Source organism: Micromonospora sp. NPDC048040, from assembly GCF_055587185.1.
Genome location: NZ_JBVJGT010000006.1, coordinates 1 through 22,828 on the forward strand (window position 1 = coordinate 1; position 22,828 = coordinate 22,828).

Genomic DNA, 22,828 nt, shown 5'->3' on the forward strand with positions numbered 1-22,828 from the left:
GGGGGGTGGGGGGGGGTGACGGGTCGATTGTCCTGTGCATTGGTGGGTTGGGGGGGGGGGGGGGGGGGGCCCCCCCCCCCCCCCCCGACGAGCCGCCGCCGGTGACGTACGAGCTGGCCCTGGCGGCCGAGGTCGGGGCGCGGGTGCTGACCGCGGAGGGACGGGAGGCCGAGGCGTACGACCGGCTGGTCGGGGTGCCCACCCGGCTCCGGTCGATCGAGGCGTTCGGCGAGGCCGCGCAGGTGGAGGTCTTCACCGGCGAGCTGCTGCTGCGGCTGGAACGGCCGGCCGAGGCGGAGCGGCTGCTGCGCGAGGTGCTCGGCGGCCTGCCGGCCGGATCCCGCCCGGTGCAGCAGGCCGCCTGGCTGCTGGCCCGGGCGTTGGACCTGCTGGATCGCCCGGCCGAGGCCGCCGCCCTGCGGGCCGAGTACGACCTCGACCCCGAGCACTGACGGTCGCGCCGTCCGGGCCGGGTTTCCCCAGGTGCCCGGCCCGGACGGAGGCGACCGGTGGGTAACCGAGCCTCCACGCCGCCCGCGACTCGGTCTACGCTTGCCCGGTGACGGTCGAGCAGCAGGCACGCAGGGCGAGCGGCACCGCGGGGTCGGGCCGGCGTCGGTCCCGCAAGGACGAGATCCTGGAGATCGCGGTCGGCCTCTTCGCCTCCCGTGGCTACCACGGCGTCTCGATGGACGACATCGGCGCGGCCGCGGGGGTCACCGGCCCGGCGCTCTACCACCACTTCGCCGGCAAGGAGGCGATGCTGGTCGCCGCGCTGATCCCGGTCAGCGAGGAGCTGCTCGCCGGCGGTCAGCAACGCTCCGCCGGCCACCCCGACGACCCGCGCGGCGCGCTGGAGTCGCTGATCGACTTCCACGTCGAGTTCGCGCTGGCCAACCCGGCGGTGATCGCCCTGCACCTGCACGAGCTGGACCGTCTCCCCGACGAGCCCCGCCGCCGGATCCGCCGGCTCCAGCGGCTCTACGTCGAACAGTGGGTGACCGTGCTGACCGCGCTGCACCCGGGCATGCCCGACGGCGAGGCGCGGGTGCTGGCCCACGCCGCGTTCGGCCTGATGAACTCGACGCCGTTCCTCGGCGGCGAGGTGGACCGGCGCCGCCGGGCCGAGCTGCTGCGCGCGGCCACCCTGGCCGCCCTGCTGGCCCACCTCGAACGGTGACCCCGGGCGTCCCGGGGGCGACTCGTCAGTAACCGGGCGGCCGTGGTTACCTGGCACCCGTCCCGATCCCGGATGCTGGGAGGAATAATGATCGAGTCGCTGCTGGTCGCCAACCGGGGCGAGATCGCCCGCCGGATCATCCGTACCGCCAGGCGGCTCGGCGTCCGCGCGATCGCGGTGCACTCCGAGGCCGACGCCGGCCTGCCGTTCGTGGCCGAGGCCGACGAGGCGGTGTGCGTGGGCCCGGCGAACCCGGCCCAGAGCTACCGCAACGTCGAGGCCATCCTCGCCGCCGCCAAGTCGACCGGCGCGCAGGCCATCCACCCCGGCTACGGCTTCCTGTCGGAGAACGCCGACTTCGCCCGTACGGTCGAATCGAGCGGGCTGATCTGGGTCGGGCCCGGCGCGGACGCGATCACCGCGATGGGCGACAAGATCAACGCCCGGAACCTGATGGCGGCGGCCGGGGTGCCGGTCGCGCCCGGCACCACCGACCCGGCGGCCGATCTGGACGCGGCCGTGGCCGCGGCGGCGGAGATCGGCTACCCGGTGATGGTCAAGGCCGCGGCCGGCGGCGGCGGCATGGGCATGGGCGTGGCGAACGACGAGGCCGCGCTCCGCACGGAGTACGACAAGGTGCGCTCGTTCGCCGAGCGGATGTTCGGCGACGGCTCGGTGCTGATCGAGCGCTACTTCCCCCGGGTACGCCACGTCGAGGTGCAGATCCTCGGCCTGGCCGACGGCCGGGTGGTGGCCCTCGGCGAGCGGGAGTGCTCGGTGCAGCGGCGCAACCAGAAGCTGGTCGAGGAGTCGCCGTCGCCGGCGGTCTCGCCCGAGCTGCGGGAGCGCTTTCTGGCCGCCGCCGTACGCGCCGGCGAGGCGGTCGGCTACCGCAACGCGGGCACGGTGGAGTGCCTGCTGGTCCCGCGTGAGCGGGACCTCACGGGCGATGGCCCCGCGTCCGAGGAGTTCTTCTTCCTGGAGATGAACACGCGGCTCCAGGTCGAGCACCCGGTCACCGAGCTGGTCTACGGCGTCGACCTGGTCGAGGAGCAGTTGCGGGTGGCCGCCGGCCTGGCGCCGACCTTCGACCCGGACGCGCTCGCCCCGCGCGGGCACGCCATCGAGCTGCGGATCAACGCCGAGGACCCGAAGCGCTTCCTGCCCGGCCCCGGCGTGATCACCGCGTGGACGGAGCCGACCGGCGACGGCGTCCGCGTCGACTCGGGCTACGTCGCCGGCAACACGGTCACCCCGTTCTACGACAGCCTGATGGCGAAGCTGATCGTCAGCGGCGCCACCCGCGCCGAGGCGATCGAGCGGGCCCGCGCCGCGGTGGCCGCCTTCGAGCTGACCGGCCCGAAGTGCAACCTGCCCTTCTTCGCCGAGCTGCTGGAGAACGACGAGTTCCTCTCCGGCGACTACGACACCGGCATCGTCTCCCGCATGCGCTGACCGCGTCCGGCGCCGGGGAACCCGGTCGACGTGAGGTTGGTGGTGCGTCCCCTCCCGGATCGCACCGCCAACCTCATGATCGTGCTCCGTCAGGGGCCGGCCAGGGCCGTGGTGGGTGGGAGCCGGCTGGCGCGGATCGCCGGGTAGAGACCGGCGGCCGTACCGACCAGCACCGTCGCGCCCAGGCCGCCGGCCATCGCCCAGGCCGGCACCACCGTGGGCCACTGCCGGCTGTACGCGTACAGCGCGGTGATCCCCGCCCCGAGCAGGGTGCCGCCGATCCCACCGAGGACGGAGAGCAGCAGCGCCTCGGCGAGGAACTGGACACGGATCTGGCCCCGGGTGGCGCCCAGTGCCCGCCGTAGCCCCACCTCCGCCCGCCGTTGCAGGACGGAGATGACCATCGTGTTGGCGATGCCGACGCCGCCGACCAGGAGCGCGACGGCACCCAGCCCGAGCAGCAGCCCGTTCAGCGCGGTGTCGGTGGCCTGCCGGGCGGCCAGCGCGTCCGAGGGGCGGGACACGACCACCTCCTCCGGTGCCGGCGGGTTCGCGGTCCGTCCCAGCACCGCGCGCACCGCCGCGACCTGGCTCTCCGTGGTGCGGACGTAGACCCGGGTCGGCCGGCCGTCGAACTGGAGATAGGACCTCGCCGCCGGCCAGCCCACCAGTGCGGCCGAGTCCAGTTCCTCGGCCAGCGGCACGGGCGCGAGCACGCCGACCACGGTGAACCACTCGCCGCCCAGCCACACCCGGAGCCCGACTCTCGGCACGTCGAGCCGCCGCGCCGCGGTGGCGCCCAGGACGACCGTCGGGTACTCCGCGGTCGCGGCGGTGAACCAGGAACCGGAGTCGACCGTCGCGCCGACCGTGTCGAGCAGTTCCCGCTGCGCGGCGAACACCGCGATGCTGCCCGTCTGGCCGGGCGGCACCCGGTCGGTGCGGTAGACGGCCCGGTCGAGGGCACCCGTCGCGCCGACCGACTCCACCGGTCCGATCCGGGCGATCATGCCCACCGACTGCTCGGGCAGGACGGCCTTCTCCCCGGCCCGGGTCTTCCCCGGCGTCACGGTGAGCAGGTTGGTGCCGAGCCGGTCCAGGGTCCGGTCCAGCTCGGCCCGGCTGGAGGTGGAGATGCCGACCACGGCCAGCATCGCGGCGATGCCGATGGCGATGCCCAGGGCGGTGAGCGTGACCCGCAGCGGGTGGGTCCGAAGCCCGACGGAGCCCACCCGCGCGATGTCGGCCGGGGAGAGCCGACCCGGCCGCAGCTTCCCGGGCCCACCCGCACCGGCGGTCGGCGGGCTGGTGCCGCGCGTCCCGACGCCGGCGCGCCCGGTCACGCCGGCACCGCCGGTGTCCGGCCCGAATCGTGCACGACCCGACCGTCCCGCAGCACGACCCGGCGCGGCAGGCCGGCCGCGACCTGCTGGTCATGGGTGATGACCACGACGGTGGTGCCCTGCTCGTGCAGGCCGTGCAGCAGCGCCAGCACCGATGTGCCGGAGGCGGAGTCGAGGTTGCCGGTCGGCTCGTCGGCGAGCAGCACGGCCGGTTCCCCGACCACCGCCCGGGCGACGGCCACCCGCTGCCGCTCGCCCCCGGACAGCTCGTGCGGCCGGTGGTCGAGCCGGTGGCCGAGACCGACCCGCCGCAGCGCGGCCTCGGCGCGCCGCCGTCGCTGCCGCAGCGGTACGCCCGCGTAGAGCAACCCGTCGGCCACGTTGTCCAGCACCGGCATCCCGGCGGCCAGGTGGAACTGCTGGAACACGAAGCCGATCCGGGTGCCGCGCAGGGCGGACAGTTGCCGGTCGGTGAGAGCCGAGACGTCGTGCCGGTCGATCCGCACCGAGCCGGACGACGGCCGGTCGAGCGTGCCGATCAGGTGCAGCATGGTCGACTTGCCCGAGCCGGACGGACCGACGACGGCGACCAGTTCGCCGTACCCGATGCGCAGGTCGACCTCGCGCAGCGCGGTCACCCCGCCCGGATAGGTCCGGGAGACGCCCGTCAGCTCGATGACGTACCCGCTCATCCCGGCACCCCCACCAGCAGCCCCTCGGCCAGGCCATCGCCCTGCACCTCGACCCGTCCCTCGGCGAACAGCCCCGCCCGCACCGGCAGGATCCGGGTGCCGCCGGGCCCGGTGACCTCGACGCCGTAGCCGCCCTCGGCAAGGGCGAGCAGCGCGTCGACCGGAACGGTGAGCACCTTCTCGCGCTGCTGCGCGACGTACCGGACGTCGACCGGTGTGCCGGTCAGCCCGCCCAGCGCCCGCTGGTCGGCGACGGCGATGGTGACCTGGACGGTGGCCGAGCCGGTGCCGGGCCGCTCCGGATCGGCCGGCCCCTGACCGCCGGCCGGCGCGGTCGGCGGGGCCACCGTCCCGACCTTCCCGGCGATCGAGACGCCGGTCGGCAGGGTCACGGTGACCCTGGTGCCCTTCTTCGCCCAGGCCGCCTCGCCGGTGCCCGCGGACACCGTCACGACCCGGGTGCTGCCGGTGTACGCCAACACGGTGCCGGTCGCGCTCGCGCCGACGGGCACCAGATGCTGGGAGACGCGGAGCGTGCCGGGGGCGTAGACCACCCGCTCCCGGTCCACCGTGCCGGTGTCCGGTATCCCGAGGTCGTCCTGCCACCGTTTCACGGCGGCGGTGGTGCTCGCGGAGAAGGTGTCGTCGACGGTGAAGCCGCCGTACCCGAGGGCCGCGAGGTTGCGTTCGAACTGCCGCACGTCCGAGCCGCGCACACCGACGGTCAGCGGCCGGTACATCGGCAGGGCACCGTACAGCAGCACCACCGGTTGCTCGTCGGCGCGCAGCAGGGCCTCGCCCCGCCGGACCGTGGCCCCCACCTCGGGTAGCCAGGTCACCGTGCCGGCGGCGAGCGAGGCGAGCGGGGTGGCCGCGCCGTAGCCGAGTTCGCCGGCCAGCGCCACGGACCGGACCAGGGTCTGCCGGGTGATCGGGGCGGTGGCGGCGGGTCCGGTGCGGGCCGGCGTCGGGGTGTCGCCGTGGCCACCCAGGCCGAGGGTCGCCGCGCCGGCCAGCGCGAGCGTCACCAACACGAGACCGGCGCCGGCCGCGGCCCGGAGCCGCCGCCGTGGTCGGCGGCGGCTCACCTCGGTCGGGTCCATCGGGTCGCTCACCCGCGGCCGGTGGCGTTCGGGTCGGGCGTGGTCGACGGTTGACCGTGGAGCACCGGCTCACAGATCTGGCCGGCCCGGTACTGGGCCGCCGCCTGCTGCTCGCTGACCGTGGGGCCACCGCCGTTGTCGTTGTCCTGCGGCCAGTAGCCGTCCGGGCCCGGGTCGGGGAAGTCCGCGACCCCGTTCTCGCGCATGCACCTGGCGTACGCCCGCCGGTGCCCGACCTCCTCCGCGGTCAGCGCCGGCGGCTTCTCCTCCAGCTCGTCCGGGATCGGCACGCTGTACTTCGCGCAGGTCTTCTGGGCCTCCGTCCACTTCGGGTCGCCCTTCTTCGGGACCCCGGGCGCCCGCAGGTCGACCCTGCCCCGGGGATCCGGGTCCGGCACCTGGAAGCCCCGCTCGCGCAGGCAGGCGACCCACTGCCGCTGCGCCTCCACGTACTCGGCGACGACTCCGGTGGCGGCCGCCGACGTCGACGGCGGGGTGCCCGGGCCGCCCGCGGTGGCGACCGCCGGCGGCTGGTCCTCCGCGCCGCAGGCGGCGAGCGCGACGACCAACGCGGTGGCCCCGAGGCCGACGAACCACGACCGTCGACGGCGGGATGGCATGGAACGGATCACCTGTTTTCCTATCTTTCAGGGCGGAAGAGGGGTGCAGTGGGTCGCCCCTCTGGGGGTGTGGGTGCTAGCGGCGGGTCACCGGCGACCAGCGCCAGCCGTCGGTGGAGCCGTACAGGGTGCCGTCGGCGTCGTCGGAGGCGTAGAACCAGCCGTCCGGAGTACGGCGGACCGGTCCGGCGGTGGTCGGCAGGCCCACGAGTTCGACCGCCTGGTACGCGCCGCCGTCCCGGGCCGCCCAGTAGCGGCGGGCGTCGGCGTTCCGGCCGTTCACGAGCTGGAACAGCACGTGGGTGCCGTCGGCGGTCACGAACGACCCTTTCGTGGCCGGCTCGTCCGGCAGGTGGGCGTCGGTGAGCCGCTGCCACCGTTCGCCGGTGCCGTCGGTGCGGTAGACGGCCCGGGCATCGCCGCCGGTGGTCGCGGCGTACGTCGTCGCCGTCCCGGTCACCGCCAGCAGCGGCGCCTCGCACCTCTCCTCCGGGCAGGCCGGCGCGTCGGCGAAGACGTGGGTGGACCAACTGCGGCCGGCGTCCGCGCTCGTCGAGACGGCGGGACGGCCCGTCGCCGGGTCGGTGCCCGCGACCCGGAGGCGACCAGCCGACTTCTCGACCCGCAGCTCGTCCGTCCACATCGTCAGCGGCGGCTGCTCGGCCAGTGGCGCCACCGTGCGGGTCGCCGGATCCACGGCGTGCAGGGTGCACGGCGTTCCGACCTGCGGCGACCAGCAGATCGGTGCGCCACCGGCCGGCACCGCATCGGCGGTACCGGCGGACCGGGCGGCGGCCCAGGTGCGACCGCCGTCGAGGCTGGCCAGCAGGGTCCGGTCGGCGCCTGGCCGGTTGCGGGGCACGGCCGCGACGAGCGTGTCGGGACCGAGCACCGCCAGCGCGCTGACGGTGATCGGCGTACCCCGGTCGCTCCAGGTCCGGCCGCCGTCCGTGGAGCCCACCAGGGCGACGGTCTGCTTCTGCTGGCACGGTCCGCCGGTGCACGTCGACAGGGACAGGTACAGGTGGTTGCGGTCGACGGCACCGGACCACTGGATTCGCCGTCCGGACGCCGGATCGGGGTCCCCGGTCGGGGCGGTCCGGCCGGCGGCGGGTGGCCCGTCGACCGGCGCAGGTACCGGCGCCAGCAGGTTCACGGCGGCGACGGCGACCACGGTGAGGGCGGTGGCCCCGGCCACGGTCGTCGCCGCGAGCCGTCGACGGTGCCGGCGTCGGCCGGCGTCGTACACCTCGTCCGCCGTCAGCCGGCTCGGCCGCGCCGACGAGCCCGCGGCATCCTCGAAGAGCTCACGCAGTCCGGTCATGGCCTTCCCTCCATGGCGCAGGCGAGGCTCGGAACGGCGTCGCCGAGGAGCTGGCGGAGCGTCGCGAGGCCGCGCGCCGTCTGGCTCTTGACCGTGCCCTCGGAACACTTCAGCGCCGCGGCCGTCTCGGCCACGTCGAGCCCCTGGTAGAACCGGCAGATCAGGGTCACCCGCTGGCGCGGTGGCACCTGCCGCAGCGCCTGGGCGAACGCCACCCGGCGGGCCGCCGCCTCGGCGTCGTCGTCGGGACCGGCCACGTCGGGCGGCTCGGCGACGGTCCGCTCGCGGCGCCGCCACACCCGCCGGGTCTCCGACAGGTACGCCCGGATCAGGCAGGTGCGCACGTACGCGTCCACCGCCTGCGGGTCCCGGATCCGGTGCCAGTTCGCGGCGAGCCGGATGAAGGCGGCCTGCGCCAGATCCTCCGCCCAGTGCCAGTCGCCGCACATCAGGTAGGCGGTACGCCGCACCAGCTCACGCCGGGCCGCGAAGTACTCGCTGAACCGGCGCCGCTCCTCGTCCTCGTCGCGCATCCCGCTCCCTTCACCGATAGGTGCTCAGCGGGGGGCCGACCGGTTGCACGGGTGGCCGAAGTATTTCCGACGGCCGTCGGCGACGACGGTAGACCGACCATCGGGCGGCTCCCGGCGCGTACGGTGCGCCCCCTCGCGGGGAGCGGTGTGCGGGTGGGAGGCTGGACGAACCCACCACTGCACCACGTCACAGTGAGGTGACCCCTTATGACGGAACTGCCAGGCTCCGTGTCGATCCGGGAGGTCGGGCCGCGCGACGGGCTCCAGAACGAGGACCCGATCCCGACCGACGCCAAGGTGCGGCTGCTCGACGCCCTCTCGGGCACGGGCGTGCGGCGGATCGAGGCGGTCTCGTTCGTGCACCCGAAGGCGATCCCGCAGATGGCCGACGCCGACGAGGTGTGGCAGCGGGCCGCGAAGGCCGACGGGGTGCGCTACTCCGCGCTGGTGCCGAACACCCGGGGCGCGCAGCGCGCCCTCGCCGCCGGGTTCACCGAGATCGAGGTGGTGGTCTCCGCCAGCGACACGCACAACCGGCGCAACGTCAACCGCTCCACGGAAGAGTCGCTGGACGACATCGCCGAGCTGATCGACCTGCTGCACGGCGCCGGCGCGCAGGCCGAGGTGATCATCGCGACCAGCTTTGGCTGCCCGTACGAGGGGGACACCGACCCGGCCCGGGTGGCCGCCATCGTGGACCGGGTGGTCCGCGACGGCGCCGACCGCGTGGCGTTCGGCGACACCACCGGCATGGGTACGCCCCGCCGCGTCCGGGAGCTGCTGACCGCCGTACGCGACCGCAACGCCCAGATTCCCGTGCTGCTGCACTTCCACAACACCCGGGGCACCGCGCTGGCGAACATGCTCACCGCGCTGGAGCTGGGCGTGACCGAGTTCGACGCCAGCGTCGGCGGCCTCGGCGGCTGCCCGTACGCGCCGGGCGCCAGCGGCAACCTCGCCACGGAGGAGGCGGTGCACATGCTGCACGACATGGGCATCGACACCGGCATCGACCTGGCCGCCCTGATCGAGGTGGCGGAACTGGCCGAGCGCCTCGTCGGCCGTCAGCTCCCCTCCGGCGTCCTCCGCGCCGGCCCCCGCACCCGCCTGACCCCCCACCCCGCCTGACCCCCACCCCTCCTCCCCCCACCCTCACCCCGCCTGTCATAAGTCACGAATGCCGCAAAAACGGGGCCGAAAAGTGCAAGATCGCGGCGCGACGGGCCGGGGTGGGGTTGAGGGGTGTCGGGGGCGGGCCGATGCGCTAGCCTAACGATCGTTCAGGTCGGTTCGGTTGCCCACGAGGCGGCGGGCCACGGTGGCGGCGGTAGGGGGTCGGCGTGACGCTCGACGGTGAGGCTCTGGAGCAGCTGCGCAAGCGGGCCCGGGCCGGCGGTGCGGACAAGTACCACGCGGCGAACGCCGCCAAGGGCAAGCTCTTCGCCCGGGAGCGGGTCGCCCTCCTGGTGGACGAGGGCTCCTTCGTCGAGGACGGCCTCTACGCCAACGCGATGGCCGAGGGCCTGCCGGCCGACGGCGTGGTCACCGGCACCGCCACCATCGACGGCCGCCAGGTCTGCCTCATGGCGAACGACTCCACGGTCAAGGCCGGCAGCTGGGGCGCCCGGACCGTCGAGAAGATCATCCGGATCATCGAGCGGGCCTACTCCACCGGCGTGCCGATGGTCTACCTGGTCGACTCGGCCGGTGCCCGGATCACCGACCAGGTCGAGCTGTTCCCCGGCCGACGCGGCGCCGGGAAGATCTTCTGGAACCAGGTCCGCGCCTCCGGCTCGATCCCGCAGGTCTGCGCGCTGTTCGGGCCGAGCGCGGCCGGCGGGGCGTACATTCCGGCGTTCTGCGACGTGGTCGCGATGGTCGACGGCAACGCCAGCATGTACCTCGGCTCCGACCGGATGGTCGAGATGGTCACCGGGGAGAAGACCACCCTGGAGGCGATGGGCGGGGCCAAGGTGCACTGCGCCGAGTCGGGCGTCGGGCACTTCCTCTGCAAGACCGAGGCTGACGCGCTCGACGTGGTGAAGCGCTACCTGTCCTACCTCCCGGCCAACTGGACGCAGGTACCGCCGGCCGCCGAGGCGGTGCCGGCGCCGGAGAAGGCCGACCTCGCCGCGCTGGTGCCGGCGAGCGAGCGGCAGGCGTTCGACATGCGGCGGTACGTCAAGGGCCTGCTCGACGACGGCTCCTTCTTCGAGATCCAGGCGCTCTGGGCCAAGGAGCTGACCATCGGCTTCGGCCGGCTGAACGGCGAGGTCGTCGGCGTGGTCGGCAACAACTCCATGTTCAAGGGCGGGGTGCTCTTCGTCGACTCGGCCGACAAGGCGACCCGGTTCGTGCAGCTCTGCGACGCGTTCAACGTGCCGCTGCTCTTCCTCTCCGACGTGCCCGGGTTCATGGTCGGCAGCGCGGTGGAGAAGCAGGGCATCATCCGGCACGGCGCCAAGATGATCACCGCGATCTCCGAGGCCACCGTGCCGAAGATCTGCGTGGTGGTCCGCAAGGCGTACGGCGCCGGCCTGTACGCGATGGCCGGGCCCGGCTTCGAGCCGGACGCCACGATCGCGCTGCCCACCGCCAAGATCGCGGTGATGGGCGCCGAGGCGGCGGTCAACGCGGTCTACGCCAACAAGATCGCCGCGATCGCCGACGAGGCCGAGCGGGCCGCCTTCGTCGCCGCCAAGCGCGAGGAGTACGAGCGCGACATCGACATCGTCCGGCTCGCCAGCGAACTGGTGGTGGACGCGATCGTCGAGCCGCACGAGCTGCGCGCCGAGCTGACCCGCCGGTTCGCCGCCGCCCGCACCAAGGAGCGGCACTTCTCCCGGCGCCGGCACGGCGTCACCCCGGTCTGATCCCGCCGCTGGCCCCACCCGGCCGGCGCGGGACCGACCCGCACCAGCGACCCGTCCCGGCGTCACGAGCGCCCGGCGGCCCGTCACACAGGAGGAATCCATGGACTTCCGGCTCACCGAGGAGCAAGAGGCGCTGCGGGAGAGCGTGCGGGAATTCGCGCGCGAGGTGGTGGCCCCGGTCATCGCGGAGCACTACGAGAAGCACACCTTCCCGTACGAGGTGATCCGGCAGATGGGCAAGATGGGCCTGTTCGGGCTGCCCTTCGGCGAGGAGCACGGCGGCATGGGCGGCGACTACTTCGCGCTCTGCCTCGCCCTGGAGGAGCTGGCCCGGGTCGACTCCAGCGTGGCGATCACCCTGGAGGCGGCGGTGTCGCTGGGCGCGATGCCGATCTACCGTTTCGGCACCGAGGAGCAGAAGGCGCAGTGGCTGCCGAAGCTGCTCAGCGGCGAGGCGCTGGCCGGCTTCGGCCTCACGGAGCCCGGCTTCGGTTCGGACGCGGGCGGCACGCAGACGCGCGCGGTGCTCGACGAGGCCACGGGCGAGTGGGTGATCAACGGCTCGAAGGCGTTCATCACCAACTCGGGCACCGACATCACCGCCCTGGTCACCGTCACCGCGGTCACCGGCATCCGCCCGGACGGCGCCAAGGAGCTGTCCACCATCATCGTCCCCTCCGGCACCCCGGGCTTCAGCGTCGCGCCGGGCTACTCCAAGGTCGGCTGGACCGCCTCGGACACCCACGAGCTGACCTTCGACGACTGCCGGGTGCCGGCGGCCAACCTGCTCGGCGAGCGCGGCCGGGGCTTCGCCCAGTTCCTGCGCATCCTCGACGAGGGCCGGATCGCCATCGCCGCCCTGGCCGTGGGCCTCGCCCAGGGCTGCGTCGACGAGTCGATCAAGTATGCGAAGGAGCGCCAGGCGTTCGGCCAGCCGATCGGCAACTACCAGGCGATCCAGTTCAAGATCGCCGACATGGAGATGAAGGCGCACACGGCCCGGCTGGCCTACTACGACGCCGCCGCCCGGATGCTCGCTGGCGAGCCGTTCAAGCGGCAGGCCGCCATCGCCAAGCTGCACGCCAGCACCGTCGCCGTCGACAACGCCCGGGAGGCGACCCAGATCCACGGCGGCTACGGCTTCATGAACGAGTACCCGGTGGCGCGCTTCTGGCGTGACTCCAAGATCCTGGAGATCGGCGAGGGTACGTCCGAGGTGCAGCGCATGATCATCGCGCGCGACCTGGGCATGTGACGTCGCCGGGCCCGGCGGCGTCGGGCAGTCGAACCCCCGCCGCCGGCCCGGCCCCGCGCTTCCGGCGACCGGCCCCGGCGAGCCCCCGGCCCCGCGCCCCCGTCGACCGGCCCACGGCCGGACGCGGTCCCGCGCCACCGTCAACCGGCCCACGGCCGGGCCCGCTGTCGGATATCCGCACCGCAGCGTCGGCAGGGCGACGCTCGGCTGCCGCCGGTCGCACCCCGTCCGTACTCTTCCTGCCCATGACTCCGGTGCATGATCGTTCGCGGCATCCGGGCGGTCCTACCGGTTTGCCGGAGCTGTTGCGCGGGCACCGGCTCGCCGCCGGCCTCACCCAGGCCGAGCTGGCGGCCCGGGCCGGCGTCGGTGTCCGCACCGTCCGTGACCTGGAGCGGGGCCGGTCGTCCCGGCCGCAGCGCACCACCGTCGAGCTGCTCGTCGGCGCGCTGGAGCTGACCGGTGCCGCCCGGTCGGCGTTCCTCGCCGCCGCCCGGGGGCAGGCGCCGGCTGCGCCGCCGGTCGCCCCGGTCGGTGCCCCGCCGGCTCGCCTCGACGCCGACCAGCACGTCGGTACGCCGGTCGCGCTCCCGCTCCCGGTCGCGCTGATCGGCCGGGACACCGACCTCGCCGAGCTGGTCGGGCTGCTCACCGACGGGCGCGGTCCCCGGCTGGTGAGCCTGGTCGGGCTGGCCGGCGTCGGCAAGACCGCGCTCGCCCTGTCGGTGGCCCACGCGGTCGTCGACCAGTACCCCGGCGGGGCGGCCGGTGTGCTCATCGGCGAGGGCTCCGACGCCGCCGACGTGCTCGCCGCCTCCGTGGCCGTCTTCGGGGTCGGCCGGATGCCCGAGCTGGCCGCCCGACTCGACGGCCGGCCGGCGCTGCTGCTCGTGGACGCGGCCGAGCGGGCGCCCGATGCCGTCGCCGAGACGGTGCACCGGCTCGCCGGCGCGGTGCCGTCGCTGCGGGTGCTGGTCACCGGCCGGCACCCGGTGGGCCTGCCCGGGGAGCGGGTGTGGCCGGTCTCCCCGCTCGACGTACCCCCGCCGGGGAGCGAGCGGGCCGGCCCGTCGGCGCTGGCCGACTACCCCGCGGTGGCGCTGTTCACCGCCCGGCTCGCCCAGGTCCGCCGGGAGCCGCCCTGCCCGGCCGAGCTGCCCGCCCTGGCCGCGCTGGTACGCCGCCTCGGCGGCCTGCCGCTGGCCATCGAGCTGATGGCGGCCCGGGGCCGGATCCTCGACCTCACCGAGCTGCTCGACCGGTACGGGGACCGCGTCCTCGACCTGGCCACCTCGTCGGGGGCGGCCGAGCGTCCGGGCTGGGACACGGCGGAGCCGAGCCGCGTGGAGGGCCCCCGGGCGGCGGTGGCCGAGACGCTGCGGGACGCGGTGGCCACCAGCTACCGTCTCCTCGCCCCCGCCGAGCGGGCCGCGTTGCGCCGGCTCGCCGCCTTCGGCAACCGCTGGTCGGTCGAGCTGGCCGAGGAGGTGCTCGCCGACGACGCCGACCGGGACGGCAGGGTCGCGGTGGACCCGGTCCCGCTGCTGGACCGGTTCCTGGAACTCGGCCTGCTGAGCGTCCGGGGCACCGGGCCGTTCCGGTTCCGCCTGCTCGACGCCGTACGGGACTTCGCCGCCGAGCAGGCCACCGCCGGCGAGCTGACCGCGATCCGGCGTCGGCACGCCCGGGTCGTCGCGCGCCTGGTGGCCCGGACCGCGCCGGAGCTGGCGGGCGCCGATCTGCCGGCCGCGGTGCACCGGCTGGACGAGGTGAGCGGCGACATCAGCTCCGCCCTGGCGCACGCCGCCGTCGACGACCCGTTGACGGCGCTCCGGTTGGCGGCGGCGCTGTCCCGGTGGTGGCGCTTCCGGGGGCGGGACGTCCCCGGCCGGCAGTGGCTGCGCCGGCTGCTGGCGGATCCGCGTACCGCCGACGCCGACCCGGTGCTGCGGGCCTGGGCGTCCCTGGGGGTGGCCCGGCTCGCCGCCGAGCACGGCGCCGGGGCCGAGGAGGTGCCGGCGGCGCTGGCGGCGCTGGCCGCGTTCCGGGACGCCGGCGACGTCACCGGGGAGGTGGAGGCACGGGCGGTGCTCTGCGCGCTGCTGGTCGCCGTCGGCCGACACGACGAGGCGCGGGAGCAGGCCGAGGCGGTGCTCGCGCTGGCCGGCCGGGGCGGCCGGGTCCGGGACATGGCGGTGGCGCAGAACAACCTCGCCTGGCACGACGTCCGGGTCGGCGACCTTGCGGCGGCCCGCCGCCGGCTGGCAGCGGTCGACCGGCTCGCCGCCCAGTGCGGGGAGCAGTGGCTGCGGGTGCTCGCGCGGGCCAACCTCGCCGAGGTGTCCCGCCTGGAGGGCCGGTACGCCGACGCCGTCGACCAGGGCCGGCGGGTGCTGGCGGCGCTGGCCGACCTCGGCGACCCCGGCCACCGTCACCGGGTGCTCGGCACCGTGGGCCTGGCGCTGGCCCGGGACGGGCGCCCCACCGAGGCGGCCGAGGTGCTGGCCGCGCTGCGCCCGACCGCGACCCCGGTGTCGCCGCGTCTCGGGGAGGCCGGGTGGCCCGGGGGTGCCCGCCGGGCGCCGGTGCGCGGGACACGCCCCGAGGACGGGATCTGCGCGTTGATCGAGGGGAACCTGGCCCTGCGCCGGGGCGATCGCGAGCTGGCGGCGGAGTGGTTCGCCGCCGCCGCGGAGGCCGGCGCCGAGGGCCAGAACCGGCGCGACGTGGTGGAGGCGTTGGTGGGACTGGCCGCGAGCACGGCGGACCCCACCGTGCTGGACCGCCTCGACCGGGCCTGCCGACGCAGCGGCATCCGACTGCTGCCGCAGGAGGAGGAACTGCTCTACGCGCTGACGGCGGGCCGGCGCGGCGGCAGCCCCGCGACCACGTAGACCGGCCACGGCTGGCCGCGCCGTGGCCGGGAGTGGGTGTGCCCCGCGGAGCGGGCCGGGGGTGGCGCGGGCGACGAAGCCCCTCTTGCTACCCCTCGCTCGTCGCCCGCGCCGTCACCCCCCGGTGCGTCCCCACTGCCCGAAGACTAGCCACCGCGCGCTCGCGACTCCGTCCGGTTTGATCGACTATCTCCCGTGGGCGCGGCACTTCTGCCGCTCTTTCTGCCGGTGCCCGGTAGCGCCCTGATCGACCGGTCAGGCCGGGGCGGTCGCGCCGTCCCCGGTCGGGGCCGACTCGCTGCTCCCGGCGGTGGCGCCCGGGTGGACGGCGTCCCGCACCCGGCGCAGGCCGTCGAGCAGGGCGTCCAGCGCCGCCGGCTCGAGCTGGCCGGTGAACCACTGCTCGATGATCCGCAGGTGCCCGGGCATGGTCTCGTCGAGCCGCTGCATGCCGGCGGCCGTGACCACCGCGTACGAGCTGCGCCGGTCGGAGGGGCAGGCGCGCCGGGTGAGCAGGCCGTCGCGCTCCATCCGGTCGACCACCCGGGTGACCCCGCTCGTGGAGAGGGAGGTCTGCGCGGCCAGGTCGGTCATCCGCAGCTGGTTGCCCGGCGAGCGGGCGAGCCGGGTCAGCACCTCGAACTCGACGGGCGAGAGGCCGTGCTCCTCGAACTGGGCGGCGAACCGGGCCGACAGCCCGGCGTGCGCCTCGTAGAGCAGGCCGACGGCGGTGATCCGGGGATCGTCGAACGCGTTCTGGTTCACCTGTTCATCCTAGCAGTACTTGACACAAGGAATATTGCTGGCTCTATAGTTGCTGAAGCAGTCGTTGAGCAGCTCAATCAAGCTTCCACGGAGGGCAGTTTCCATGACCAGCAGCACCGCACCGGTTACCCGCGACTGGGACGGCCTCACCATCCCGAGTGCCGGCACCTACGCGCTGGACGCGGCGCACAGGCGCGTGGGCTTCGTCGCCCGGCACATGATGGTCAGCAAGGTACGCGGTGAATTCGCGGACGCCTCCGCCACCATCACCGTCGCCGACGACCCGCTGCAGTCCTCGGTGACCGCGACCATCCAGGCCGCCAGCATCAACACCAACCAGGCCGACCGGGACGCGCACCTGCGCAGCCCGGAGTTCCTGGACGCCGAGGCGTTCCCGACGCTGGAGTACCGCAGCACCGGCGTCAAGTCCCGCGACGGCAACGAGTTCGTCCTCTCGGGCGAGCTGACGGTCAAGGGCGTCACCCGCCCGGTCGACCTGGAGGTCGAGTTCGAGGGCGTCGGCCGCAGCCCGTTCGGTCAGGACATCTTCGGCTTCTCCGCCTCGACCGAAATCGACCGCGAGGAGTTCGGCCTGACCTGGAACGTCGCCCTGGAGACCGGCGGCGTGCTGGTCGGCAAGAAGATCAAGATCGAGATCGAGGGCGAGGCCGTCCGCCAGGCCTGATCCGCCGTACCGCAGCCGGGCCCGCGCCGCACCACGGCGCGGGCCCGACGTGTGTCCACGGGCAAGAGCCCGGCCGGTGCGATTTGTCACGACTCATTCGCGGCCCGGTCCGCGTAGCGGGCCGTACGGGCTGGGTAGAGATGCCGCCGGGAGCGTGCTTGCCGGCCGGTTGCGGCCGTCCCGGCCGCTGGACAGCCGGGTTCCGCCTCTGGTCCCGGCGAGGTCGGCGCTCTTACCGTGATGGTTCACCACGCGCATTCCGGGCCCGGCGCGGTCCCGACTGCGCCTCGCGCCGGGAGGAAACATGGGCAGGGACGTCGAGCAGGGCGCCTTCTCCCGGGAGGACCGGGTCCGTTACCGGCAGAAGGTCCGGCGGTGCCTGGACGTCTTCGCCCTGATGCTGGACGACTTCGGCTTCGACGCCGACCGCCCCATGACCGGGCTGGAGATCGAACTGAACCTGGTCGACTCGTCCGCCGAGCCGGCGATGCGCAACGACCAGATCCTCGCCGACATCGCCGATCCGCTCTTCCAGACCGAGCTGGGGCAGTTCAACCTGGAGCTGAACGCGCCACCCCGGCTGATCGAGGGGTCGGGCTTCGCCGACTACGAGCGGGACCTGCGCAGCAGCCTCACCCGGGCCGACGAGCGGGCGACCCGGTCGGACGCGAAGATCGTCCTGGTCGGCATCCTGCCGACCCTCACCGAGCGGCACCTGGTGGTGGACAACCTCTCCACCGACGAGCGCTACCGGGTGCTCAACGACCAGATCGTCGGCGCTCGCGGCGAGGACATCGAACTCGACATCCGGGGTGTCGAGCGGTTGCAGACCCACACCGACTCGATCGCCCCCGAAGCCGCCTGCACCAGCCTCCAGTTCCACCTCCAGGTCGCTCCGGACAGCTTCGCCGACTACTGGAACGCCTCCCAGGCCATCGCCGGGGTGCAGGTGGCCGTCGGGGCGAACTCGCCGTTCCTCTACGGCCGGCAACTCTGGGCGGAGACCCGGATCGCCCTGTTCGAGCAGGCCACCGACACCCGGCCGGACGAGCTGAAGGCCCAGGGCGTACGCCCTCGGGTCTGGTTCGGGGAACGCTGGATCACCTCGATCTTCGACCTGTTCGAGGAGAACGTCCGCTACTTCCCGCCGCTGCTGCCGATCTGCGAGGACGAGGACCCGGTCGAGGTGCTGCACGGCGGCGGCGTACCGGAGCTGGGCGAGCTGCGCCTGCACAACGGCACCGTCTACCGGTGGAACCGGCCGGTCTACGACATCATGAACGGCCGCCCACACCTGCGGGTGGAGAACCGGGTGCTGCCGGCCGGCCCGACCGTGGTCGACATGCTGGCCAACGCCGCCTTCTACTTCGGCCTGGCCCGGGGGCTGGCCGAGGCGGACCGGCCGATCTGGAGCCAGCTCACCTTCAGCTCGGCGGAGGAGAACTTCCACGCCGCCGCCCGGCGCGGCATGGACGCCGTCCTGCACTGGCCCCGCCTCGGCGAGGTGCCGGTGACCAAGCTGGTCCTGGACGTCCTGCTGCCCAAGGCCGCCGCCGGGCTGGACCGGTTCGGGGTGGCGCCGGCCGAACGCGACCGGCTGCTCGGCATCATCGAGCAGCGCTGCCGGACGGGCCGCAACGGCGCCGTCTGGCAGACCGAGGCGGTCTGGGCGGCCGAGCGGCACCGGGGCATGGACCGGGACGCCGCCCTGCACCACATGGTGCAGCGCTACGCCGAACTGCAACGCGGCAACGAGCCCGTGCACACCTGGCCGGTCGACTGACCGACCCGCCGTGGCGGGACCCGGGCGGCCCGGTGGTGGCACCGCTGCCCGGCACCCGTGAGGTCCGCCCGCACTCCCTCAGCGGGTGCGGTGGCCGGAGCGGGGACGGCCGCCGTCGGGCCCGCGATCCTCCGCGTCGGGGTCCAGGGACGCGACGGGCTGCCCGTCGGACGTCGGCACCGCCGGGTCCGCCCCGGAAGCCGGTGCGGCGGGTTCCCCGGTCGGCGCGGCCGGTTCCCCGGCCCGCTCCGGAACGTCGGACGTCGGGCGAAGGGCACCGGTGTCGACACGGGCCGGGGCGCCGCGCTCCTCCGACACCAGGTCACCGGGCACGACGGTCAGCTCGCCGGTGCGCTGCCGGGGCACCGCCACCGGGCCGCGCCCCGCGGCCCGCTGGGCGAGCGCGGCGACCAGGACGGAACCGCCGACCCCGACGATCACCGCGTACGGGGCGGTCAGGTGTGCCGACACCTGCTCCGGGCTGATCGCGGTCACCCTCGGCACCGCCAGGAAGTACGCGATCGCGACCAACAGGGGACCGGCAGCGCCCGAGGCGGCCGCCCCGACCCGCCGGTCGGCGTGCCGGGCGCTGCCCCGAGCGGCCAGAGTCCCGATCACCAGCGCGGAGCCGAGCGACAGCAGCGCCCCGGGCCAGTAGAAGTAGTCCCGGATCCAGAACCGTCCGTCGTCGGAGCTGAGCTGCCAGATGCCGAGTTGGGCGCTGGCCAGCCCGCGTCCGGCCAGCACCCCGTCGAGCACGGCGACCACGGCGAGCAGCCAGAGCCAGCCCACGGTGGCGATCACGTTGTTGGCGGCGGCCCGTGAGCGCAGGGCCCAGACGGCCGTCGACACCCCGACCAGGACGCCGACCGCCGCGTACGTGGCGGCGACGTTCCGGGGGGAGCCGGTGTCCGCCGCCACGGCCGTCCGCGCCGGCACGGCCACCAGCAGCACGGTGACCAGCGCGCCCACCCCGGCGGCCACGGCGAGCGCGACGTGCCGGAGGACGCTGCCGCCGGGCCCGGCGTCGGGCTCGACCGCCGTCGCGGCGTCGGGGGCGCCGCCGGGCACCGGGGCGCGGTCGCGCAGCCGCTGGGCGCACACCGCGCCGAAGACCGTCGAGGTGGCCGCGATCCAGGTGGCCCAGACGAGGCCGGCCACCCAGGCGGTCGCGCCGGCGGTGGCGTCCGCCGGTGCCCAGTTGATGATGCCCAGCCCGTAGCCGAAGCCCAGTTGGGCCGCGCCCGTGCCGGCAGCGACGCCGACCGCGACCGCGATCGATCCTCCCCAGCCACGTCTGGCCATGCCGGGGAGCGTAACGTCCCGTGCTCGGCGCGGCGAGTCGTCACGGTTCCGTCGGGGTGACCGCGGCCGCGTCGGGCTTGGCGGGGCCGGGTACGGTCGCCGGTGATCGAGGCGGTGGACGGCATGACGGACGGGTACACGGGCGAGGGCGCCGGCGCGCGGGACGACGCCGGGGCGGGCCGGACGACCACGCTGCTCGGCGGCGGGCTGGTCGTCGTGCTGCTCGCCGCCGTGGGCGCGACGGGTGGCTGGCTCCTGGCCGGCGAGAACGACGGACCCACCCCGCCGGACGCGGCGGCGGCCGCTGCGCCCACCGGCACCCGGAGCGCCGCCCACCCGACGCCGGGGCGGTCGACGTCGTCGCCGGCGCGGACGAGCGCGCCGACCCGCCCCGCCGGCCTGACGGTCCCCGAGGTGGTCGGGGAGGACTTCGCCGACGCCCGTGACGAGTTGCGTGAGCGGCGGCTGGGCTGGCGACTGGTCTTCCTGGGCGGCGCGGGGCGGACGGTGGAGCGCACCTCCCCGGCGGTCGGGACGCAGGTGCGGCCGGGGCGCACCGTGACGCTCTACGTGAGCGGTCCGGCCCCGGCCGCGACGGTGCCGGACGTGGTGGGCGACGACTGCGACGAGGCGGGGGACGACCTCGTCGACGAGGGCTTCTACCCGCAGTACGGTTCGGGCCGGACCGGCACCGTCACCCGCCAGGACCCGCCCGGCGACAGCACGGGCAGGTGGAACGACCAGGTGTCGATCTGGTGCGGTGCGGCACCGGCGGGCTCGGGCTCCGCCACCCCGACGCCGTGACGGAGCGTCCGGCACGCTGATCCCGGCCGATGGCCGTCCGGACCGCTAGGTTGGCGGTCAGGGGCCACGACGCCCGCCCGGGCCGGGAAGGGACGCGCGATGAGCGAGCGTCAGCGAGCGAATGATCGGCGCAGTGCGTTGGTGTCTCGTGTCGGCACGCAGCGGAGCGGAGTGCCGGCATGAGCGACGACCGCCCGGAACCGCCCGCCGGGGGACCCGACGACCGGACCCGCCCGCTGCCCCCGTCCGGCGACGCGCCCGCCGGGCCGGAGCCGGCCGACCGCACCCAGCGGCTGCCCGGCCCGAAGGGCCCTCCGCCCGCCGGGGGCGACGCCACCCGGTCGATGCCCGTCGACCGCGCCGCCCCGCTGGACCGTACGGCCGCCATGCCGCCCGAGCGGTCCGGCCCGGCGGCCTGGTCCGGGCGCGCGGAGGTGCCGCCGCCCCGGCCGGCGGATCCCCGCGAGGCCGCCGAGTGGTACGCCGAGGAGCCCGGCGGCCGGCGCTGGTGGCTGCCGATCCTGTGGGGGGTGGTCGTGCTGCTGCTGCTCGGCCTGCTCGGGGTCGGGCTGTGGCTGGCCCTCCAGTCCGCGGACGACGACGAACCGGCCGTCCCGGGCCTGTCGCCCTCCCCGTCGGTCACCCGCGCGTCGCCGACGACTCCCGCGCCGACCTCGGCCGTCCCGACCACCCCCTCTCCCTCCGCGCCGCCGACCACCTCGGCGGCGGCACAGGTGCCGATGCCGCCCGTGGTGAACCTGCCGCTGGCGACGGCGCAGGCGATCCTGGACGACCTCGGGCTGGGTCACCGGGTGGAGTACCAGGAGTCCGACCGCCCCGAGGGCACCGTGATCCGCACCGACCCGGAGGCCGGGGAGCTCGTCCCCGACGGGGATGAGGTCACCCTGGTGGTGTCCCGTGGCGCGCCCTCGCCGTCCGGCGGCGAACCCACGCCGACGACGGCCGGGCCGACCGCCACCAGGTGAGCCGTCGCTGACCGGGCTGCCCGGGACCGTCACCGCTCCGGGTGGTGCACGAACGAGTGGTGGCCGGCCGGATCACCACATCCGGCGTCTGGTTCCGACCAGGCCGAGCCCGGCCAGCGAGATGGCCAGACCGAAGACCCCGGACCAGAAGAGGGAACGGTGGACGTCGTCCGGCGACTGTCGGGCGGCCTCGGCGGTGCCGCCCGACGATCCGACCGGCACGTCGGTCCCGACCGCGGTTCCGGGCTCGTCGGCGGCGCCGAGTGTGCCCGCTCCGTCCGGGGAGTACGGGGAGTCGGAGGCATCCTGCCCGTCGTCGCCGTCCGACGGGTCATCGGCCACGGTGATCTCCGGTGCGGGGACCGGGGTGGTCAGCCGGGTGGTGGACGACAGGGCGGGGTCGCGGACCACGACCACCAGTGCCGTGGCGGCGCCGATCAGCGCCAGGATTCCGAAGGCGTAGGCGATGCGGGAGCGGTGGTGCCGCCGCGCGGCGGACTGATTGACCATGGCCATCCCAGGTTCGGGGTCCTGGACGCGCGGGGTGGAACCTGCCGGGGTGGGCGTACCTCATTCTATGGCGGGGCACGCCCCCCGGCTGCCGATCGCGGAGCTCAGCCCACCCGGAGCGGGGTGCGGGTGACGGGCCGGCGTGGTGCCCGCACGGCGTGCGTACGGGGCTCGGGAGCTGCCCGCAGCTGGCGCAGACCCTCCCGCTGGACGAAGATCGACCGCCGGTTGACCGCGTCCCCCGAAGCGTTCAACTCGTAGCCGTCGAGCCAGATCCAGCCGTCGTAGGTCGGCCAGTCGAGCACCCGGATGACCCGGAACGTGATGGGACTGAGGAACTGGACACTCGCCGCGCGAGTCACGTGCAGTACGTCACCGGAGCGGGGAAGCACATTGGCTCCTGGGGAGGGTCGGCCGGCGGACGGGCCGGCGGGAGCGGGTCGGGGGACGTCTCGGTGGCCGGCCACGGGGTCGTGCCCCTCGTGGACCGGTGGTGCGGGCGGTGGTGGTCGGGCCGTGCCCGCTGGTGGCGAACCGCCACCCGACCATCACCCGGCTGCTCCGGGTACCGCTCCCGCCGCCACAGCCAACTGGCGTGCAGCGGCGGGGTCATCAACCCGGGGCAGGTCTGGTTGTCGAAGGCCGGGCGGCCCCACCGGCGCGCGTCCCGTAGCCCGTGGGGTCACCACGGCGGGGGAGCGGACGGAGACGGTGAGTA

Annotated in this window: 20 protein-coding genes and 1 pseudogene; 11 read left to right on the plus strand and 10 right to left on the minus strand. The window is 74.9% G+C overall.

Annotated elements, in window-relative coordinates; all coding sequences use genetic code 11:
* Positions 1-101: 101 nt before the first annotated feature.
* The 3 genes from ACZ6O2_RS09235 (at position 102) to ACZ6O2_RS09245 (ending at position 2,635) form a co-directional block, all read left to right on the plus strand.
* Positions 102-452: a hypothetical protein gene (locus tag ACZ6O2_RS09235; RefSeq protein ID WP_466022517.1), complete on the plus strand. Its 351-nt coding sequence runs from the start codon at positions 102-104 to the stop codon at positions 450-452.
* 107 nt (positions 453-559) lie between these two features.
* On the plus strand, positions 560-1,180 hold the full coding sequence (locus ACZ6O2_RS09240) for a TetR/AcrR family transcriptional regulator (RefSeq protein WP_350702372.1): 621 nt from the start codon (positions 560-562) through the stop codon (positions 1,178-1,180).
* 87 nt (positions 1,181-1,267) lie between these two features.
* Entirely contained in the window at positions 1,268-2,635 is a 1,368-nt protein-coding gene (locus tag ACZ6O2_RS09245; protein WP_466022518.1) for an acetyl-CoA carboxylase biotin carboxylase subunit, read from the plus strand.
* A gap of 89 nt (positions 2,636-2,724) precedes the next feature.
* On the opposite strand, the gene ACZ6O2_RS09250 is transcribed toward ACZ6O2_RS09245, so the two are convergent.
* From ACZ6O2_RS09250 to ACZ6O2_RS09275, 6 genes are all read right to left on the minus strand, one after another.
* Positions 2,725-3,906 carry an ABC transporter permease gene (locus ACZ6O2_RS09250; protein ID WP_350702716.1) on the minus strand — a complete coding sequence of 394 codons (1,182 nt, stop codon included), beginning with the start codon at positions 3,904-3,906 and terminating at the stop codon, positions 2,725-2,727.
* A gap of 68 nt (positions 3,907-3,974) precedes the next feature.
* The gene (locus ACZ6O2_RS09255; RefSeq protein WP_466022519.1) at positions 3,975-4,670 is read right to left on the minus strand and encodes an ABC transporter ATP-binding protein; all 696 of its coding nucleotides are present in this window, start codon (positions 4,668-4,670) and stop codon (positions 3,975-3,977) included.
* Positions 4,667-5,785 carry a peptidoglycan-binding protein gene (locus ACZ6O2_RS09260; RefSeq protein ID WP_466022520.1) on the minus strand — a complete coding sequence of 373 codons (1,119 nt, stop codon included), beginning with the start codon at positions 5,783-5,785 and terminating at the stop codon, positions 4,667-4,669. Before ACZ6O2_RS09260 ends, ACZ6O2_RS09255 begins: the two co-directional genes overlap by 4 nt.
* A complete protein-coding gene (locus ACZ6O2_RS09265) occupies positions 5,782-6,405 on the minus strand; it encodes a hypothetical protein (RefSeq protein WP_466022521.1) in 624 nt (207 codons plus the stop codon). Before ACZ6O2_RS09265 ends, ACZ6O2_RS09260 begins: the two co-directional genes overlap by 4 nt.
* Positions 6,406-6,469: 64 nt before the next feature.
* On the minus strand, positions 6,470-7,717 hold the full coding sequence (locus tag ACZ6O2_RS09270; protein ID WP_466022522.1) for a beta propeller repeat protein: 1,248 nt from the start codon (positions 7,715-7,717) through the stop codon (positions 6,470-6,472).
* The gene (locus ACZ6O2_RS09275) at positions 7,714-8,250 is read right to left on the minus strand and encodes a SigE family RNA polymerase sigma factor (protein ID WP_466022523.1); all 537 of its coding nucleotides are present in this window, start codon (positions 8,248-8,250) and stop codon (positions 7,714-7,716) included. Before ACZ6O2_RS09275 ends, ACZ6O2_RS09270 begins: the two co-directional genes overlap by 4 nt.
* 207 nt (positions 8,251-8,457) lie before the next feature.
* Between ACZ6O2_RS09275 and ACZ6O2_RS09280 the strand changes: the two genes are divergently transcribed.
* From ACZ6O2_RS09280 to ACZ6O2_RS09295, 4 genes and pseudogenes are all read left to right on the plus strand, one after another.
* The gene (locus tag ACZ6O2_RS09280) at positions 8,458-9,378 is read left to right on the plus strand and encodes a hydroxymethylglutaryl-CoA lyase (protein WP_466022524.1); all 921 of its coding nucleotides are present in this window, start codon (positions 8,458-8,460) and stop codon (positions 9,376-9,378) included.
* A gap of 212 nt (positions 9,379-9,590) precedes the next feature.
* Complete coding sequence (locus ACZ6O2_RS09285; RefSeq protein ID WP_466022525.1) at positions 9,591-11,123, plus strand: acyl-CoA carboxylase subunit beta; 1,533 nt, start codon at positions 9,591-9,593, stop codon at positions 11,121-11,123.
* A gap of 100 nt (positions 11,124-11,223) precedes the next feature.
* Positions 11,224-12,378, plus strand: coding sequence for an acyl-CoA dehydrogenase family protein (locus ACZ6O2_RS09290; RefSeq protein ID WP_350702355.1), 1,155 nt, complete (start codon positions 11,224-11,226; stop codon positions 12,376-12,378).
* A 245-nt stretch (positions 12,379-12,623) separates the two neighbouring features.
* Positions 12,624-14,904: pseudogene (locus ACZ6O2_RS09295) on the plus strand (ATP-binding protein); the annotation flags it as partial.
* Positions 14,905-15,527: 623 nt separating this feature from the next.
* Here the strand turns inward: ACZ6O2_RS09295 and ACZ6O2_RS09300 are convergent.
* Positions 15,528-16,037, minus strand: a complete 510-nt coding sequence (locus ACZ6O2_RS09300; RefSeq protein ID WP_350702351.1) for a MarR family winged helix-turn-helix transcriptional regulator — start codon at positions 16,035-16,037, stop codon at positions 15,528-15,530.
* Between the two features lie 103 nt (positions 16,038-16,140).
* On the opposite strand from ACZ6O2_RS09300, the gene ACZ6O2_RS09305 reads away from it, so the two are divergent.
* Positions 16,141-16,722: a YceI family protein gene (locus ACZ6O2_RS09305; RefSeq protein WP_466022526.1), complete on the plus strand. Its 582-nt coding sequence runs from the start codon at positions 16,141-16,143 to the stop codon at positions 16,720-16,722.
* A gap of 304 nt (positions 16,723-17,026) precedes the next feature.
* The gene (locus ACZ6O2_RS09310; RefSeq protein ID WP_466022527.1) at positions 17,027-18,505 is read left to right on the plus strand and encodes a glutamate-cysteine ligase family protein; all 1,479 of its coding nucleotides are present in this window, start codon (positions 17,027-17,029) and stop codon (positions 18,503-18,505) included.
* Between the two features lie 78 nt (positions 18,506-18,583).
* Here the strand turns inward: ACZ6O2_RS09310 and ACZ6O2_RS09315 are convergent, their stop codons facing one another.
* On the minus strand, positions 18,584-19,810 hold the full coding sequence (locus tag ACZ6O2_RS09315; RefSeq protein WP_466022528.1) for a hypothetical protein: 1,227 nt from the start codon (positions 19,808-19,810) through the stop codon (positions 18,584-18,586).
* Positions 19,811-19,933: 123 nt separating this feature from the next.
* Between ACZ6O2_RS09315 and ACZ6O2_RS09320 the strand changes: the two genes are divergently transcribed.
* Both ACZ6O2_RS09320 and ACZ6O2_RS09325 read left to right on the plus strand, forming a co-directional pair.
* Positions 19,934-20,614, plus strand: a complete 681-nt coding sequence (locus ACZ6O2_RS09320; protein WP_350702344.1) for a PASTA domain-containing protein — start codon at positions 19,934-19,936, stop codon at positions 20,612-20,614.
* A 179-nt stretch (positions 20,615-20,793) separates the two neighbouring features.
* Complete coding sequence (locus ACZ6O2_RS09325) at positions 20,794-21,600, plus strand: PASTA domain-containing protein (protein WP_466022529.1); 807 nt, start codon at positions 20,794-20,796, stop codon at positions 21,598-21,600.
* A 72-nt stretch (positions 21,601-21,672) separates the two neighbouring features.
* Here the strand turns inward: ACZ6O2_RS09325 and ACZ6O2_RS09330 are convergent, their stop codons facing one another.
* Both ACZ6O2_RS09330 and ACZ6O2_RS09335 read right to left on the minus strand, forming a co-directional pair.
* Positions 21,673-22,116 (minus strand): hypothetical protein, encoded by a 444-nt coding sequence (locus ACZ6O2_RS09330; RefSeq protein WP_466022530.1) that lies wholly within the window; start codon positions 22,114-22,116, stop codon positions 21,673-21,675.
* A gap of 98 nt (positions 22,117-22,214) precedes the next feature.
* Complete coding sequence (locus ACZ6O2_RS09335) at positions 22,215-22,502, minus strand: hypothetical protein (RefSeq protein ID WP_466022531.1); 288 nt, start codon at positions 22,500-22,502, stop codon at positions 22,215-22,217.
* Between the last annotated feature and the right edge of the window lie 326 nt (positions 22,503-22,828).